The sequence below is a fragment of the Citrobacter sp. CK188 genome, from assembly GCF_030333525.1.
Taxonomy (GTDB): Bacteria; Pseudomonadota; Gammaproteobacteria; order Enterobacterales; family Enterobacteriaceae; genus Citrobacter_B; species Citrobacter_B koseri.
This window is the reverse complement of the sequence record NZ_JAOWFU010000029.1, coordinates 726,693-742,413: the sequence shown is the minus strand read 5'-3', so window position 1 is coordinate 742,413 and position 15,721 is coordinate 726,693. Positions and strand designations below refer to the sequence as shown.

Genomic DNA, 15,721 nt, shown 5'->3' with positions numbered 1-15,721 from the left:
CTTACGCCAGTTGAAGAGGTGACGGCAACGCAACATTATGGCAGTCTTGCCGCGTCGAACGGAAAGTTAACGAGGAATGATTTATGACTATCATACGTATTGATGCCGAAGATCGTTGGTCTGATGTAGTAATCCATAACAACACGCTTTATTACACCGGTGTACCGGAAAACCTCGACGCCGATGCGTTTGAACAGACCGCCAACACGCTGGCGCAAATTGATGCGGCGCTGGAAAAACAGGGCACCCGTAAGTCACGTATTCTTGATGCCACTATTTTCCTGGCCGATAAAAGCGATTTTGCCGCCATGAATAAAGCCTGGGACGCGTGGGTCGTTGCCGGTCACGCGCCGGTACGTTGCACGGTGCAAACCGGGCTGATGAACCCGAAATACAGAGTTGAGATCAAGATTATCGCCGCAGTGTAACGCGACGTTATTCGTCCTCATCCTCAAAACGCGCCACGATCCGCTCGCCGGTGTGGGTGGCGCGCAGTTCATCCGCCACCTGCGCGATTGCCTGTCCGCTGCTCATTCCTTGCGACATCAGTTCCTGAATGCGCTCTACCGCTTTTTGTTGCTGCTCGTGGCTGAGTGAAGGTAAACCTGCAAACATTGTTAACTCCTGCTAAATTGTCTGCGCTAATTATTTCATGCTACCCGGCACATAGCCAGTAGACCAGGACCGATGAAGACATTATCACCCGCTGTTATTATTTTACCGTGGCGCCCGGACGCCGCCGAGTACTATTTTGCCCCGCTGAGCCATCAGCCCTGGGCCATGCTGCTGCATTCCGGTCATGCTGAACATCCGCATAATCGTTTTGATATTCTGGTGGCCGACCCCGTGGCAACGCTGTCAACACACGGCGAAGAGACCCGCGTGCGCGATAAGCATGGCACGACCACGACCGCCGACGATCCCATGACCGTGTTGCAGGCGGCGCTGGCGTCTGCGGGCATCCAGCCGCCATATGACCCCAATCTGCCGTTTCAGGGCGGCGCGCTGGGGCTGTTAGGTTACGACCTTGGCCGCCGTTTTGAATCCCTGCCCACGCTCGCACAGCGCGATATCACCCTGCCGGATATGGCGATCGGCATTTACGACTGGGCCTTAGTCGTCGATCATCGCAGACAGACCGTCTCTCTGCTGAGCCATACCGATGTTCACGCTCGCCTTGAGTGGCTGGCGCGCCAGCAGGCGCCGGTGCGAAAGCCCTTCGCGTTGACCTCCGCATGGCAATCAAACATGACCCGCGCGCAGTACGGTGAAAAATTCCGCCAGGTGCAGAGCTGGCTGCACAGCGGCGACTGTTATCAGGTTAACCTCGCCCAGCGTTTTCAGGCTGACTATCAGGGAGACGAATGGCTGGCCTTCGTGCGGCTTAATCACGCTAACCGCGCCCCGTTCAGCGCGTTTTTGCGCCTGGAGGACGGTGCGATTCTGAGTCTTTCTCCCGAGCGCTTTATTCAGTCCGAAGAGGGCCACATTCAGACTCGCCCAATCAAAGGCACCCTTCCCCGGCTGGACGACCCGCAGGCGGATCGCCAGCAGGCGTTAACGCTCGCGATGTCGGCAAAAGACCGCGCAGAAAACCTGATGATTGTCGATTTGATGCGTAACGACGTCGGCCGCGTTGCCGTTCCGGGGTCGGTCAAGGTTCCCGAGTTGTTTGTGGTTGAACCCTTCCCGGCGGTACATCATCTTGTCAGTACCATTACCGCCCGTTTGCCCGATAATTTACATGCCACCGATCTGCTGCGCGCCGCTTTTCCTGGCGGTTCGATTACCGGCGCGCCAAAAGTCCGGGCGATGGAGATCATTGACGCGCTGGAGCCGCACAGACGCAACGCCTGGTGCGGCAGCATCGGCTACCTGAGTTTTTGCGGCAACATGGACACCAGCATCACGATCCGCACGCTTACCGCTGTAGACGGGCATCTCTATTGCTCTGCGGGCGGCGGCATCGTAGCGGACAGCCAGGAGGACGCGGAATATCAGGAGACGTTTGATAAAGTGAATCGAATTTTGCAGCAACTGGAGAACTGAGTCGTGGAAAACAGCAGCCTGACCCTTGATGATTTTTTATCACGCTTTCAACTTTTGCGCCCGCAGGTGAATGGTGAGACGTTAAACCATCGTCAGGCTGCCGTGCTGATCCCGGTGGTTCGCCGCGCCCGGCCGGGTCTATTGCTGACTCAGCGTTCAGCGCGCCTGCGCAAACACGCCGGTCAGGTCGCGTTCCCCGGCGGCGCCGTTGACAGCAGCGATGCGTCGCTGATTGCCGCTGCGCTGCGTGAAGCGCAGGAAGAGGTGGCGATCCCGCCGGAATCCGTCGAAGTGATTGGCGTGCTGCCGCCCGTAGACAGCGTCACGGGTTTTCAGGTTACGCCGGTGGTCGGCATTATTCCCCCGAATCTGCATTATCACGCCAGCGAAGATGAGGTGGCCTCTGTTTTTGAGATGCCGCTTTCAGAAGCTCTGCGTCTGGGGCGTTATCATCCGCTGGATATTTATCGACGCGGCGATTCACATCGCGTATGGCTTTCGTGGTATGAGCATTATTTCGTCTGGGGAATGACCGCCGGAATAATTCGTGAGCTGGCGCTGCAAATTGGCGTGAGACCCTGACTATACTTATCTTTACACGCGCAGAACACAACTTGAGATTCCCGTCCCAACATTAGTAAATACGTGGTTATCCATTAGTTTAATTCATGTGAATAGTTAAGCCGATCGCCGCGTTCCCTCTTACACTATGCGCAGTTATTACATCGTAACCGGGAAGCCCGGTCACCCTGTCAGGAGTATTATCGTGATTAGTCTATTCGACATGTTTAAGGTGGGGATTGGTCCCTCATCCTCCCATACTGTAGGGCCTATGAAGGCGGGTAAACAGTTCGTCGATGACCTGGTCGAAAAAGGATTACTGGATAGCGTTACCCGTGTCGCCGTCGACGTGTATGGTTCACTGTCGCTCACGGGTAAAGGTCACCACACCGATATCGCCATTATTATGGGTCTGGCGGGTAACGAACCTGCCACCGTGGATATTGACAGCATCCCTGGTTTTATTCGCGACGTTGAAGCGCGCGGTCGCCTGTTACTGGCGCAGGGCCAGCACGAAGTGGATTTTCCCCAGGATAACGGGATGCGTTTTCACAATGGCAACCTGCCATTGCATGAAAATGGAATGCAGATCCACGCGTACAATGGCGAAACCGTCATTTATAGCAAAACGTATTATTCCATCGGCGGCGGCTTTATTGTCGATGAAGAGCATTTTGGTCAGGACGCAGCCAATGAGGTCAGCGTCCCTTATCCGTTTAAATCGGCGACCGAAATGCTGGAATATTGCAACAGCACCGGTCTGTCGCTCTCCGGGATGGTGATGCAGAACGAACTGGCGCTGCACAGCAAAAAGGAAATCGAAGAGTATTTCGCCAACGTCTGGCAGACCATGCAGGCGTGTATCGATCGCGGGATGAATACCGAAGGGGTTCTGCCGGGGCCGCTGCGCGTTCCGCGTCGTGCTTCCGCACTGCGTCGCATGCTGGTTTCCAGCGATAAACTGTCCAGCGACCCGATGAACGTCATTGACTGGGTCAATATGTTTGCGCTGGCGGTAAACGAAGAAAACGCCGCGGGCGGGCGTGTCGTTACGGCGCCGACCAACGGCGCTTGCGGGATCGTGCCTGCGGTGCTGGCTTACTATGACCACTTCATTGAACCCGTCAGCCCGGATATCTACACCCGTTACTTCCTGGCCGCAGGCGCTATCGGCGCGCTGTACAAGATGAACGCCTCGATTTCCGGCGCCGAAGTCGGCTGCCAGGGAGAAGTCGGCGTCGCCTGCTCAATGGCGGCGGCAGGACTGGCGGAGCTGCTTGGGGCCAGCCCGGAGCAGGTGTGCGTCGCCGCGGAAATCGGCATGGAGCACAACCTGGGGCTGACCTGTGACCCGGTTGCCGGTCAGGTTCAGGTGCCGTGTATCGAGCGTAACGCGATTGCTTCGGTGAAAGCGATCAACGCAGCGCGTATGGCAATGCGCCGTACCAGCGCCCCGCGCGTCTCGCTGGATAAAGTCATTGAGACCATGTACGAAACCGGCAAGGACATGAACGCGAAATACCGCGAAACATCACGCGGCGGACTGGCGATTAAAGTCCAGTGTGATTAACAAAACATAGCCTGCCACTTCGCCCATCTCCCACTGATGGGCGAATTTTTCTCATCAATCTCGTCTGCGGTAAATTTCCCCACTACACTTGCTGTGTTGCAATTGGCTTTTGTGACCAACGGCTTATCAGGCGGCCCGCATGCAAACAGCACAACGGATCATTAAAAATTATCGCCGCAATCGTTTCATCGTCTGTACGGTCTGTGCGCTGATCACGCTTATCCTCACATTGAGTATCCGATTTATTTCGGAGCGAAATATAAATCAGCACCGCACCGAAACGTTCGCCGCTCACGCCGTAGAGACGCTGGATGAAGTGCTCCGCCCTCTACAGGCCGGGCGCGATCTCCTGCTGCCCCTGGTAGGACAACCCTGCCCGGCCGCGCATTTTCCCCTGCGTAAGCAGGTCGCCAGACTGCAAACCGTGCGTTCCATTGGTCTGGTTCAGAACGGTATTCTCTACTGCTCCAGTATCTTTGGCTCACGCGACGTGCCGATTCACCAGCTACAACCCGATCTGCCCGCGCCAAATAACCTGTTGCTGCTGTCTACCGATCAGTCCCTGCTCAAAGACAGCCCGATTCTGATTCAGTGGTATCCGTCATCACCTGATGGCAAAAACGGGCTCTTTGAGATCGTCAATATTGATCTTCTGGCGATGATGCTGCTTGAACCGCAACAGCCGCAGATCGCCAGCGCAAGCCTGACGGTCGGCAACCGCCACTTGCTCTATGGTCAGGGGGTGGTGGAGGCGCTACCCGCCCTGAACGGTGAAAAACGTTATCAGCGCGCGTCCCAGCACTTCCCCTTCACCATCAGCGTGACGGGGCCCGGCGCTGGCGAGCTGGCACTACGCCACCTGCCGACGCAGCTGCCACTGGCGGTGATGCTGAGTTTACTGGTGGGATACCTTGCCTGGCTGGCAACGGCCAGCAGAATGAGTTTTTCATGGGAGATCAATCTTGCCCTTGCCGCCCGTGAATTTGAACTGTTTTGCCAGCCGCTGTTAAATGCCCGTACGCAGCAATGCGTAGGGGTTGAGATCCTGCTGCGCTGGAATAACCCGCGACAGGGAGGGATTTCTCCCGATGTTTTTATTCCTATCGCTGAAGAACACAACCTGATCGCCCCCCTTACCCGCTATGTCATTGCGGAAACCATTCGGCAGCGGCATTTCTTCCCGATAAACAGCCAGTTCCATATCGGCATCAACGTTGCGGCCAGCCATTTTCGTCATGGCATGCTATTAAAAGATCTCAATCATTACTGGTTCAGCGCCCATCCTGTTCAGCAACTTGTGCTTGAGCTGACGGAACGGGACGCCTTACTGGACGTCGATTATCGGCTGATGCGTGAACTTCACCGCAAAGGGGTGAAGCTCGCCATTGATGACTTTGGCACCGGCAACAGCTCGCTGTCATGGCTGGAGAAATTGCGCCCGGACGTGCTGAAGATCGACAAATCATTTACCGCGGCGATCGGTACTGATGCGGTGAACTCCACGGTGACCGATATCATCATCGCACTGGGGCAAAGGCTGAATATTGAACTGGTAGCGGAAGGCGTTGAAACGCGAGAGCAGGCGCAATATTTGCGGGGACACGGCGTTCAGGCGTTGCAGGGATTTCTGTTCGCAAGACCTATGCCGCTTCACGATTTTCCTCAGTGGCTGGCGGGTAGCGCACCGCCGCCCGCCCGGCATAACGGACACATGACGCCCGTTATGCCGTTTCGTTAGATCCCGGTTTTACCGGGGAACGGCGCTTATTCGTCTTCGTGGTGAGCAGGTTGTTCTTTAACAATACGAACCAAATCAACACGGTAGTCGTTCGCTTCGACAATCGTGATATGAAGCGGCGCAACGTCGATAACATCGCCCACCTGCGGGATATGACCGTTTACGGCGATAACCAATCCAGCGACGGTGGCGATGTCTTCCTCGTCGTTCACCAGGTTATCGACATCCAGCGCCTGTTGCAGGGCATGCAGATCCGTTCCCCCCTTCACCAGCCAGCCGCCCGCTTCGGTAATGATCTCAGGCGTTTCGTCGGCATCCGGGAACTCACCGGCAATCGCTTCCAGCACGTCCAGCGGCGTAACCAGCCCCTGCACGACGCCAAACTCGTTGGTGACGATGACGAAGCTGCCGCGAGCGCGACGCAGGACGCCCAGCAGATTAATCGGGTCCAGCGTTTCCGGGACGACAATCGCTGGTGATTCTGAAGCAATCGCGGCCACATCCACGCCCTCTTCCAGCGCCACCAGCAGTTCTTTCGCACGAACAATACCGATGATCTCATCCAGTTCGCCGCGACACACCGGGAACAGGCTGTGCGGAGAAGAGAGTAACTGTTCGCGGATTTCATCCACGCTCAGGTCAGCATCCACCCAGCTGATTTCACCGCGAGGCGTCATGATGCCGCGCAGCGAACGGGACGCCAGGGTCAGCACGCCGTTGATCATATAACGCTCTTCTTCAGCAAACGCGCCTTCAGGTACAGGCACCGTCGCCGGGCTGTCAGACTCGTGCTGCGCGCTCGCCTGACGTTTACCGCCCATCAGTCGCAGGATGGCGTCTGCGGTGCGTGCACGTAGCGGTAACGTTGACTGATGGCGAATAAAGTTACGACGCGCAATCTGGTTGAACAATTCGATGACGATTGAGAAACCGATAGCAGCGTACAGATACCCTTTCGGAATATGGAAGCCAAAACCTTCCGCCACCAGGCTCAGACCGATCATCAACAGGAAGCTCAGACAGAGCACTACAACCGTCGGATGCTGGTTGACGAAACGGGTAAGCGGCTTAGACGCCAGCAGCATCACCGCCATCGCAATCACCACGGCAGCCATCATCACCGGCAGATGGTTAACCATACCCACGGCGGTAATCACCGCGTCAAGGGAGAAGACGGCATCAAGGATAACGATCTGCGTTACCACGACCCAGAAACTCGCATAGCCTTTGCCGTGCCCCGAGTCATGCTCGCGGTTTTCCAGGCGCTCATGCAGCTCCGTCGTGGCCTTAAACAGGAGGAAGAGACCCCCGATGAGCATGATCAGATCGCGCCCTGAGAAGGTGAGATCCCAGACGGTAAAGAGCGGTTTCGTTAAGGTCACCATCCACGAAATGATGGACAGCAGGACCAGGCGCATCACCAGCGCCAGCGACAAACCGATAAGACGCGCCTTATCACGCTGCTTTGGCGGCAGCTTGTCAGCCAGAATCGCGATAAAGACCAGGTTATCAATACCCAGAACAATTTCGAGGATAACAAGCGTGAGCAAACCCGCCCAGATTGAGGGGTCCATTAAGAATTCCATGACAAGCTCCTGCTTAAGGAATAGCGAACAGGCGAGAAAGCAATATGCGAATTAAGGTTGCGGCCAAAAGAGCCAGACAGACAGGCCTGATACGGCCTCAAAGTGAAATGACGTCGGTGACGATCCATACGGCGGGCTACTGCCCTATACTCCTTACTAATTAAACGGAAGCTAAACATAACAGAGACAATGTCTTTTTGGCAAAGATTTACCTTCCTTTGCAATGAGATGTTACAGGGATATTTTACACTACGAAATTTCTCTGATGTGAAAGCTAAATTGCGGATCTTCATCACATAAAATATTTTTTTCGCTATCTAAAATAATTCCCGGAAATAACTGTTTTTTCATTATAACCCTTATCTGAATCGATTCGAGTGCGGACGGCGATTCAAAATACATCTGTCACGTTGATGTGTTAACGATAATAAAGGAGGTAGCAAGTGACCATTGCTATTGTTATAGGCACACATGGTTGGGCTGCAGAGCAGTTACTTAAAACAGCAGAAATGCTGTTAGGCGAGCAGGAAAACGTCGGCTGGATCGATTTCGTTCCAGGCGAAAATGCCGAAACGCTGATTGAAAAGTACAACGCTCAGTTGGCAAAACTCGATACCAGCAAAGGCGTGCTGTTTCTCGTTGATACATGGGGAGGCAGTCCATTTAATGCTGCCAGCCGTATTGTCGTCGACAAAGAGCACTATGAAGTCATTGCTGGCGTCAATATTCCGATGCTGGTGGAAACGTTCATGGCCCGCGATGACAATCCGAGCTTTGACGAATTAGTCGCTCTGGCGGTAGAAACCGGCCGTGAAGGCGTGAAAGCGCTGAAAGCGAAACCGGTTGAAAAAGCCGCTCCGGCGCCGGTTGCTGCGCCAAAAGCGGCGGCGCCCGCTAAACCAATGGGACCCAACGATTACATGGTAATCGGTCTCGCCCGTATCGATGACCGTTTGATTCACGGCCAGGTCGCCACCCGCTGGACCAAAGAGACCAACGTCACCCGCATCATCGTCGTGAGTGATGAAGTTGCGGCGGACACCGTACGTAAAACGCTGTTAACACAGGTGGCACCTCCGGGCGTAACGGCGCATGTGGTAGACGTTGCCAAGATGATTCGTGTCTACAACAACCCGAAATACGCAGGCGAACGTGTGATGCTGCTGTTCACCAACCCTACCGATGTGGAACGTATCGTTGAAGGCGGCGTGAAAGTGACTTCCGTAAACATTGGCGGTATGGCTTTCCGTCAGGGTAAAACGCAGGTTAATAACGCCGTTTCCGTCGACGAGACCGATATCGACGCCTTTAAAAAGCTCAACGAACGCGGTATCGAGCTTGAGGTTCGTAAAGTTTCCACCGATCAGAAACTGAAAATGATGGATTTGATTGCCAAAGTGGCGAAATAACCACCCGGCATTTAATTAGCATTCACACTTAAGTCTGTATAGCAATAGGAGAAGTACAATGGAGATTACCACTCTTCAGATTGTGCTGGTGTTCATCGTCGCATGTATCGCGGGTATGGAGTCGGTACTTGATGAATTTCAGTTCCACCGTCCATTGGTGGCCTGTACGCTAATCGGTGCCGTTCTTGGGGACATGAAAACCGGTATTATCATCGGTGGTACCCTGGAAATGATCGCGCTTGGCTGGATGAACATCGGTGCTGCCGTTGCGCCTGATGCCGCGCTGGCTTCCATTATTTCAACCGTGCTGGTTATCGCCGGTCATCAAGGCATTGGCGCAGGTATCGCGCTGGCGATTCCACTGGCGGCCGCAGGTCAGGTGCTGACCATCATCGTACGTACCATCACCGTGGCATTCCAGCACGCGGCGGATAAAGCGGCCGATAGCGGCAACCTGACGGCGCTGTCCTGGATCCACGTATCCTCCCTGTTCCTACAGGCAATGCGTATCGCGATTCCGGCGGTTATCGTGGCGATTTCTGTCGGCACCAGTGAAGTTCAGGGCATGCTGAATGCGATCCCGGAAGTCGTGACCAGCGGTCTGAACATCGCCGGCGGCATGATCGTGGTTGTCGGTTACGCAATGGTCATCAACATGATGCGCGCGGGCTATCTGATGCCGTTCTTCTACCTCGGCTTCGTCACTGCGGCATTCACTAACTTCAACCTGGTTGCTCTGGGCGTAATTGGCGCGGTAATGGCCATCCTCTACATCCAGCTGAGCCCGAAATATAACCGCGTAGCCGGTGCGCCAGCTCAGGCTGCTGGTAACAACGATCTCGATAACGAACTGGACTAACAGGTGAACGAAATGGTTGATATGACTAAAACTACCACTGAGAAAAAACTCACTCCGAGTGATATTCGTGGCGTGTTCATCCGTTCTAACCTGTTCCAGGGGTCATGGAACTTCGAACGTATGCAGGCGCTGGGCTTCTGCTTCTCCATGGTGCCGGCGATCAAACGCCTGTACCCGGAAAACAACGACGCGCGTAAACAGGCGATCAGACGTCACCTGGAGTTCTTCAACACCCATCCTTACGTTGCCGCTCCGGTACTGGGCGTTACGCTGGCGATGGAAGAACAGCGCGCCAACGGCGCGGAGATCGACGATGGTGCCATCAACGGTATCAAAGTTGGTCTGATGGGGCCGCTGGCAGGCGTGGGCGACCCGATCTTCTGGGGTACTGTTCGTCCGGTATTCGCCGCGCTGGGCGCGGGTATCGCGATGAGCGGCAGCCTGCTGGGGCCGTTGCTGTTCTTTATTCTGTTTAACCTGGTGCGTCTGGCGACCCGTTACTACGGCGTGGCTTACGGCTACCGTAAAGGCGTCGATATCGTTAAGGATATGGGCGGCGGCTTCCTGCAAAAACTGACTGAGGGGGCGTCAATCCTCGGCCTGTTTGTCATGGGAGCGCTGGTTAACAAGTGGACGCACGTCAATATTCCGCTGGTGGTATCACGCATCACTGACCAGACGGGTAAAGAAAACGTCACCACCGTGCAGACCATTCTCGATCAGTTGATGCCGGGTCTGGTTCCGCTGCTGCTGACCTTCGCCTGCATGTGGCTGTTGCGTAAGAAAGTGAACCCGCTGTGGATCATCGTTGGCTTCTTCGTCATCGGTATCGCCGGTTACGCGTGCGGCCTGCTGGGTCTGTAATTCTGTTGTACACTACCGGGGCCCTTTGGCCCCGGTTTTTTATCTGGAGGATTAATGACTGTCACGGACCTGGTGCTGGTTCTTTTTATTGTCGCGTTACTGGCTTACGCCATCTACGATCAGTTCATCATGCCCCGCCGTAACGGCCCCACTCTGCTTGCAGTGCCTCTGCTGCGTCGTGGTCGTGTTGATAGCGTTATCTTCGTCGGCCTGGTCGCCATTCTTATCTACAACAACGTTACCAGTCACGGCGCGCAAATTACCACATGGTTATTATGTGCACTGGCGCTGATGGGGTTTTATATTTTTTGGGTTCGCGCCCCCAGGATCATCTTCAAACAGAAAGGTTTTTTCTTCGCCAATGTCTGGATAGAATATAACCGTATTAAAGAGATGAATTTATCGGAAGATGGCGTACTGGTGATGCAATTAGAACAACGGCGCCTGCTTATTCGCGTACGAAATATCGACGATCTGGAAAGAATATATAAGCTTCTTGTTTCATCTCAATGAGTTACAGATATAGCCTGAACTATGTTTTAAGTATATTCGCGATCAAAAAAACATAGCTAAGGCTATATTCATCCCGCCTGATTTGTTATTTATTTTAACGTTTTATTGATAATTAAATCTAAATGAAAATCGTTTTCAATTAGAAGTCAAATAATATTTCTCCATTGTTGTTTTATATTCTCAAAATATGTTAATGTTGCGCCGTCATTTGGGGAGTAGCCGATTTCCAGACTCAGGAAATGTACGTGTCAACATACTCGTTGAAAAACGTGGCGCGTACGGACTGATATCACTCTATTTTCAGTCAGGCGAGACCATATGCACATCAACTGCTATGCATAGCTTATGAACGCCATGTTCAGGTATGCATGTTCGCTGGGGGCAGTGATGTGTTTTATGGAACCCCGGTCAGGACGCTGTTATGAATATCACCGCAACTGTTCTTCTCGCTTTCGGCATGTCAATGGATGCTTTCGCGGCATCGATTGGTAAAGGCGCCACGCTACACAAACCTAAATTCTCCGAAGCCCTGCGCACCGGCCTTATTTTCGGCGCGGTTGAAACGCTCACCCCGCTGATCGGCTGGGGGCTGGGTATGCTGGCCAGTAAATTCGTGCTGGAATGGAATCACTGGGTTGCGTTCATCCTGCTGGTGTTTCTGGGGATTCGTATGATTATCGAAGGCGTTCGTGGCGGTAATGACGAAGATGACGAGCCGTTACGCCGCCACAGTTTTTGGCTGCTGGTCACTACCGCTATCGCCACCAGCCTGGATGCAATGGCCGTTGGCGTCGGTCTGGCGTTCTTGCAGGTGAACATTATTGCGACCGCGCTGGCTATCGGCTGTGCCACGTTAATCATGTCCACGCTGGGCATTATGGTGGGGCGCTTTATCGGCCCGCTGCTCGGCAAACGGGCGGAAATTCTTGGCGGGGCTGTACTTATCGGTATCGGCGCCCAGATCCTCTGGACACACTTCCACGGTTAACGCTCACGTTGCCAGATGTGAAGGCTGAAATCCGTCTGGCAATCAAACTGCTGGCAAGCCGCCAGCCGCTCCCATACGTCAGGTTTTGCACGCCAGGCGAAAGGCGTCATCTGGAGCAAAGCAACGGCCTCATTACCGCGCAACCGCATCTCATACCCTAACGCCATGCTTTGCTGCAACGTAAACCCTTCAAGCTGCTCAGTATGCGGGGCATGTAAGCGCACTTCATCATAGATCAGCCCTTTTAGCGCCATCAGATGGCGCGGCCCCGGCGTAGCGGTGATTACCCAACCACCCGGTTTTACCACTCGCGCTAACTCTTCAGCCTTACAGGGGGCATAAATCCTGACAATCGCATCCATAGAGGCGTCGGCGAAAGGCAGACGATGGCTTGACGCCACACAAAACGTCACCTGCGGATAACGTTTCGCCGCCGCTTTAATGGCGACTTTCGCGACATCCAGACCAAATGTGGTGCCTGACGCCAGCGTTTCGGCGAAGGCATGTGTGTAATACCCTTCACCGCAGCCGATATCCAGAATCGACGTTGCATTCTCGTCCAGCCGTTCGGCAAGTATCCTGACGATGGCATCGCGCAACGGCTGATAATGCCCGGCATCAAGGAATGCCCGACGCGCCTGCATCATTTCGGCGCTGTCGCCCGGGTCCCGTGACCGTTTATGCTGCACGGGCAACAGGTTGACGTATCCCTCTTTCGCCACATCAAACTGATGCCGTTGTGGGCAGATAAAACTGTTTTTCACCTGCGCAAGTGGCTGATGACAAAGGGGACAAGAAAACGACATGACAACTCCGGCCGGTAATTTTAGGGCGCAAGTGTAACGCGAATTGCGCCCTGGGAAAATAACTTACAGCGAGGGGGACGACAGGCGGTTGCCGTGCATCACTAACAGGTGGTCGGAGTCGGCGGGCATACCGTCCGGTTTAACGTTTTCCAGGCGCAGAACATCGCCCATAATCTGGCTGAACACCGGCGCCGACACCGCGCCGCCATAGTAAGAGCCGTTTTGCGGATTGTTAATCACAACCACCAGCGCAAACTGCGGATCGCTGGCCGGAGCCACGCCCGCCGTATAGGCCACGTATTTATCGACATACTTACCGTCATCGCCGATTTTCTTCGCCGTACCGGTTTTTACCGCCACGCGATAATCTCTGACTGCGGCTTTGGTTCCTCCCCCGCCGGGGAGCGCGACGCTCTCCATCATATGCTCAACCTGATGCACCAGTTCGGCGGGCATCACACGCGTCCCCACAACGGGCGGATCAATACGCGTAATGGAAAGCGGTCGGTAGATCCCAAAACTGCCGATGGTGGCATATACGTGCGCCAGCTGGAGCGGCGTCACCATCAGACCGTACCCGAAGGCAAACGTCGCCCGATCCAGATCGCTCCAGTAACGACGCTGCGGCAGTAAGCCGCTGCTCTCCCCGGTGAGCCCCAGTCCCGTAGACTGCCCAAAGCCAAAGCCTTTATACGTATCCAGCAGTCGTTGAACCGGCATAGCGAGCGAGAGACGCGACACGCCGGTATCACTCGATTTTTGCAGGATTCCGGTCAAACTCAGCTCCGGGTAATACCCCACGTCACGAATCCGGTGGCCGTCAAGATTGAACGGATGCGTATCAATCACGCTGTCGGGCTGGACAATGCCCTGCTGAAGCGCCGTCATGATCACCAGCGGCTTGACCGTGGAACCCGGTTCAAAGGTATCGCTGATGGCACGGTTGCGAAAATCATCCAGCACGGCGCCTTCCCGGTTATTCGGATTAAAGTCCGGGAAGCTTGCCATCGACAGAATTTCCCCCGTCGCGATGTTGACCAGTACCGCCGCGCCGGACTCCGCTTTGTTCCAGGTGACGGCGTTATCCAGCGCATCCTCCGTCACTGTCTGTAGGCGTTCATCAATACTGAGCTGAAGCTCATGCGCCGGCACAGGATTTGTTTCAGTTATATTCTCGATGACATGACCAAACTTATCTTTGCGAACAAGGCGGGAACCGGGTTTCCCCGTCAGTTGGGTATTAAAACTTTTCTCAATCCCCTCAATCCCCTGCCCGTCAATGTTGGTAAAGCCAATCAGGTTAGCCGCCACATGCCCTGCCGGATAAAAACGCCGGGACTCTTCACGCAGGTTAATGCCAGGAAGATTGAGCTTATCGATCCATTCGGCCTGCTGCGGCGAAATCTGGCGCGCCAGATAGATAAACCGCCCGGCTGGATTACTGTTTACCCGCTCAGCCAGCGTAGCCAGTGAAAGATGCAGCGTCTGCGCCAGCGCCTGCCAGCGTTGGTTATACCCCACGCCGCCTTTACTGACGATCGTCTTCGGGTCGGCCCAGACCGCATTGACCGGCACGCTAACGGCTAACGGACGCCCTTCTCTGTCGGTAATCATGCCGCGTGGCGACGCCGTGGTGACCTCACGTAACGAACGCCTGTCCTCTTGTTTAACCAGATTTGTCGGCGTGATGATCTGTAACCACGCCACGCGTCCCAGCAATAACCCCATGCTCAGCAAAATCGCCACGCACAGCAGAACAAAACGGATGGGAGCAAAATTACGCACGGCGCCGTCGCTTTTCTTTTTCACCTGGTCTCCAGCAAGGTCATTTTTCAGGTGATTGATTTAACGGGAATTGACGAGGGAAAGCGGGAAAAACAATGCTACGAACATCGCGGCTTTGCAACAAAGCGCTAACAGAAGTGTATTCAGAAATATTTTGAAGGAACCTGAATTAAAAAGCCCCGCACTGGCGAGGCTTTATATCTGAGGTTGATGCGCCTTGGCGCTTCAAATCAGTGGTGTCGATCAGATAGCTGTTACGTTAACAGCAGCCGGACCTTTCTGGCCGTCCTGAATTTCGAACTCAACGTTCTGGCCTTCAGCCAGAGTTTTGAAGCCGTTACCCTGGATAGCGGAGAAGTGTACGAACACATCTTTGCTGCCATCAGCCGGAGTAATGAAGCCAAAACCTTTAGACTCGTTGAACCACTTAACTTGACCTTTAATCTTTGCCATTTGCAAAATTCCTTAGAGTGTTTTCTTCGCCCGCAGGCATAACATAGATAAAACTGAGACATTACTGCTTGAGGCACTAATATAAGGTTCGGCAGAGAAGCGGTATTCAACGTCAACGTGTTTACTCAGGACTTCTTTACTGAAAATGCCACACATAAACAGAACTGTACCTCGTTTAACCCAAAACGTGTTATCACATACAACGTTAATTATGGCAAGCCATTTTTAAACGTGTCTCGATCAGTCGCACAAATCCAGAGAGATATCAAAGATCAACTGCACAGTTATGCGGCACAGTTCCCGACGATATATTCTCGCTTCTCCAGGCGCCTTTCGACAGGCTTACGCCCGTACAGCGGCTTTTCTACCATAGCTCAATAACTTCGGTTGTTCCAGGTCATGCGTTGATCTTATCGATACGGTAAACAGATATCACTTTTTATGCTTTGTAATGCATAAATTGTCACAACGCAAAAAAACCAATATTGTTTAAAAATGCGAAGTATTCGACCATTTTTCATCCGTTTCACTGATAGCCAA

Annotated in this window: 17 protein-coding genes; 10 read left to right on the top strand and 7 right to left on the bottom strand. The window is 53.9% G+C overall.

The window, feature by feature from the left end; translation table 11 throughout:
- Positions 1-83 precede the first annotated feature (83 nt).
- Positions 84-428, top strand: a complete 345-nt coding sequence (locus tag OGV67_RS09085; RefSeq protein ID WP_115614254.1) for a RidA family protein — start codon at positions 84-86, stop codon at positions 426-428.
- Positions 429-435: 7 nt separating this feature from the next.
- Here the strand turns inward: OGV67_RS09085 and OGV67_RS09080 are convergent, their stop codons facing one another.
- Positions 436-615 carry a YoaH family protein gene (locus OGV67_RS09080; protein WP_012132063.1) on the bottom strand — a complete coding sequence of 60 codons (180 nt, stop codon included), beginning with the start codon at positions 613-615 and terminating at the stop codon, positions 436-438.
- A 72-nt stretch (positions 616-687) separates the two neighbouring features.
- On the opposite strand from OGV67_RS09080, the gene pabB reads away from it, so the two are divergent.
- The 4 genes from pabB to pdeD all read left to right on the top strand — a co-directional run bounded on the left by pabB (position 688) and on the right by pdeD (position 5,918).
- A complete protein-coding gene (pabB, locus tag OGV67_RS09075) occupies positions 688-2,049 on the top strand; it encodes an aminodeoxychorismate synthase component 1 (protein ID WP_115614253.1) in 1,362 nt (453 codons plus the stop codon).
- 3 nt (positions 2,050-2,052) lie between these two features.
- Positions 2,053-2,631, top strand: a complete 579-nt coding sequence (locus tag OGV67_RS09070; protein WP_047463238.1) for a CoA pyrophosphatase — start codon at positions 2,053-2,055, stop codon at positions 2,629-2,631.
- Positions 2,632-2,815: 184 nt separating this feature from the next.
- Complete coding sequence (sdaA, locus tag OGV67_RS09065) at positions 2,816-4,180, top strand: L-serine ammonia-lyase (RefSeq protein WP_024130267.1); 1,365 nt, start codon at positions 2,816-2,818, stop codon at positions 4,178-4,180.
- Between the two features lie 139 nt (positions 4,181-4,319).
- The gene (gene pdeD / locus OGV67_RS09060; protein ID WP_286465422.1) at positions 4,320-5,918 is read left to right on the top strand and encodes a cyclic di-3',5'-guanosine monophosphate phosphodiesterase PdeD; all 1,599 of its coding nucleotides are present in this window, start codon (positions 4,320-4,322) and stop codon (positions 5,916-5,918) included.
- 26 nt (positions 5,919-5,944) lie between these two features.
- Here pdeD and yoaE read toward each other — a convergent pair whose 3' ends face one another.
- Together yoaE and OGV67_RS22155 are read right to left on the bottom strand one after the other, a co-directional pair.
- Entirely contained in the window at positions 5,945-7,504 is a 1,560-nt protein-coding gene (yoaE, locus tag OGV67_RS09055; RefSeq protein ID WP_047463233.1) for a CNNM family cation transport protein YoaE, read from the bottom strand.
- Positions 7,492-7,632 (bottom strand): protein YoaL, encoded by a 141-nt coding sequence (locus OGV67_RS22155; protein WP_371320444.1) that lies wholly within the window; start codon positions 7,630-7,632, stop codon positions 7,492-7,494. The genes yoaE and OGV67_RS22155 overlap by 13 nt, the downstream gene beginning before the upstream one ends.
- A gap of 315 nt (positions 7,633-7,947) precedes the next feature.
- Between OGV67_RS22155 and manX the strand changes: the two genes are divergently transcribed.
- From manX to mntP, 5 genes are all read left to right on the top strand, one after another.
- A complete protein-coding gene (gene manX, locus OGV67_RS09050) occupies positions 7,948-8,913 on the top strand; it encodes a PTS mannose transporter subunit IIAB (protein ID WP_047463231.1) in 966 nt (321 codons plus the stop codon).
- A 58-nt stretch (positions 8,914-8,971) separates the two neighbouring features.
- Positions 8,972-9,772, top strand: a complete 801-nt coding sequence (gene manY / locus OGV67_RS09045) for a PTS mannose transporter subunit IIC (RefSeq protein ID WP_012132054.1) — start codon at positions 8,972-8,974, stop codon at positions 9,770-9,772.
- A gap of 12 nt (positions 9,773-9,784) precedes the next feature.
- Entirely contained in the window at positions 9,785-10,636 is an 852-nt protein-coding gene (gene manZ, locus OGV67_RS09040; protein WP_012132053.1) for a PTS mannose transporter subunit IID, read from the top strand.
- Between the two features lie 54 nt (positions 10,637-10,690).
- A complete protein-coding gene (locus OGV67_RS09035; protein ID WP_012132052.1) occupies positions 10,691-11,149 on the top strand; it encodes a DUF986 family protein in 459 nt (152 codons plus the stop codon).
- Positions 11,150-11,570: 421 nt separating this feature from the next.
- Positions 11,571-12,137 carry a manganese efflux pump MntP gene (mntP, locus tag OGV67_RS09030; RefSeq protein WP_012132050.1) on the top strand — a complete coding sequence of 189 codons (567 nt, stop codon included), beginning with the start codon at positions 11,571-11,573 and terminating at the stop codon, positions 12,135-12,137.
- Here the strand turns inward: mntP and rlmA are convergent.
- From rlmA to OGV67_RS09010, 4 genes are all read right to left on the bottom strand, one after another.
- Positions 12,134-12,943, bottom strand: a complete 810-nt coding sequence (rlmA, locus tag OGV67_RS09025) for a 23S rRNA (guanine(745)-N(1))-methyltransferase (protein WP_012132049.1) — start codon at positions 12,941-12,943, stop codon at positions 12,134-12,136. The genes mntP and rlmA overlap by 4 nt on opposite strands.
- Positions 12,944-13,006: 63 nt before the next feature.
- Entirely contained in the window at positions 13,007-14,752 is a 1,746-nt protein-coding gene (ftsI2, locus tag OGV67_RS09020; protein ID WP_115614251.1) for a peptidoglycan DD-transpeptidase FtsI2/PBP3(PARA), read from the bottom strand.
- A gap of 219 nt (positions 14,753-14,971) precedes the next feature.
- Positions 14,972-15,181 (bottom strand): transcription antiterminator/RNA stability regulator CspE, encoded by a 210-nt coding sequence (cspE, locus tag OGV67_RS09015; protein ID WP_001062678.1) that lies wholly within the window; start codon positions 15,179-15,181, stop codon positions 14,972-14,974.
- A 12-nt stretch (positions 15,182-15,193) separates the two neighbouring features.
- Positions 15,194-15,337: a DUF2627 domain-containing protein gene (locus OGV67_RS09010; RefSeq protein WP_001537930.1), complete on the bottom strand. Its 144-nt coding sequence runs from the start codon at positions 15,335-15,337 to the stop codon at positions 15,194-15,196.
- Between the last annotated feature and the right edge of the window lie 384 nt (positions 15,338-15,721).